The following is a 1,377-nucleotide window of genomic DNA, read 5'->3' as shown; positions in this document are numbered from 1 at the left end:
TATTTGCTGTTAGTCATCCCCGCCCATAGTTTAAACAGGGAAGCGTACCACAGAGTCGGCTCCCTTGTTAAAATAAGCAGTTATGTTTTTGTTTTAATTCATTTGCTGATAGTAGGTGACTTTTTATTTATAGACAAAGTAAGTTATTAAGCTAATTGCACAGGCTAATAACATAAAATATCCTGCTATACTATATAAATTACTTTTCTCATCTTTCGCCGTTCCTAAAAAAGATATACCACAAGTGAAAAAAATAAAAGTTATTAATAAGTCCATAAAATTTCCCTAAATTATATATTTTTTAAGACACTGCTCTCGAGCGACATAGGTATACCAAAGTAATCCATAAAGTCGTAGAGTTTACTGTATCTGTCTGTATTCTCATCAAAGTAAAAGTTAGCTAACTTTTTAAAAGCGTAAGCATTAGCACTAATTTCAGCGTCATTTTTAGCTAAAGGGGAGAACGCATAAGTTTTGTGCTGCTCACCGTTTAGAACGTGTTGTAGTTCGTGAAACTTCCTAAAGGGCAGTGAGAACTTAGTCTTAAAGTTTGGGTTGATGATGATTGTACTGTCAAAAGGGGATGCAACGTCTGGATCATATTCATGGCCATGAACTTCAACGACATTTATTCGGTTATGAGTTGAACGTTTAACATTGTATTTCACAATGACATCATCAAAGTATTCGAGTGGCGAACTGTAGTCTAGGTATTCATACATTTATTGTTTGCCCTCTCGCATAGTTTTTAACATTGCGATAATGGCTTGCTTATAGTCTTCTGATAACTCCTTACCCTCAAAAGACATGATTAACTCATCATCTGATAGTTCAACGTGTTTTTTATTTTCATCCCCAGTATTCACGTTACTATCAATAGTTTTGGTAGGGGTATCTGTCTTACCTTGTAAGTAGTCCACTGTGGTATCCAATGCGTCAGCAATTAATGAAAGCATTGCAAAAGAAGGAGTATTACGGTCGGTCTCATAGTTAGCAATCGCCATACGAGAGGCGTTAATTTTTTCGGCAAGTTCACTTTGAGTGAGCTTTTGTTCCATGAATTTAATACCTTATTAATTGTTTATAGTTGGTGTTTAGTTTAACTTTTTAACGTGAATGCTTGGCACGTATGTACGCACTCAGTGAGTGCTTTTTTATTTGTATAGTATTAGAGCAGAATAGAAAAAAATAGGGTACGTGTACTGTACTTCAATAATTTGATGTCCCTTTGTTTCAAGTTCCGCTAAAGCAGCGTTTAATCTGTCCGTAAAACTTGTAGCTGTCCAATAACCATTTATAAGTTGCGTCTTCATATTCCATCCCCAATAATGCTTTTAACGTGGTTCCGCACGTAGTATGTACGCACTCTGTGAGTGC

At 35.8% G+C, this 1,377-nt stretch carries 3 protein-coding genes; all 3 read right to left on the bottom strand.

Annotated elements, in window-relative coordinates:
* Window positions 1-290: 290 nt before the first annotated feature.
* Window positions 291-722 (bottom strand): hypothetical protein, encoded by a 432-nt coding sequence (locus tag K5Q12_RS07075; protein WP_220743121.1) that lies wholly within the window; start codon window positions 720-722, stop codon window positions 291-293.
* On the bottom strand, window positions 723-1,058 hold the full coding sequence (locus tag K5Q12_RS07070; protein WP_220743119.1) for a helix-turn-helix domain-containing protein: 336 nt from the start codon (window positions 1,056-1,058) through the stop codon (window positions 723-725).
* Window positions 1,059-1,154: 96 nt separating this feature from the next.
* Complete coding sequence (locus tag K5Q12_RS07065; RefSeq protein WP_220743117.1) at window positions 1,155-1,313, bottom strand: hypothetical protein; 159 nt, start codon at window positions 1,311-1,313, stop codon at window positions 1,155-1,157.
* Between the last annotated feature and the right edge of the window lie 64 nt (window positions 1,314-1,377).

The organism is Leuconostoc palmae (assembly GCF_019656075.1).
In the GTDB taxonomy this organism is placed as follows: domain Bacteria; phylum Bacillota; class Bacilli; order Lactobacillales; family Lactobacillaceae; genus Leuconostoc; species Leuconostoc palmae.
This window is presented reverse-complemented; position numbering and strand designations above follow the sequence as displayed.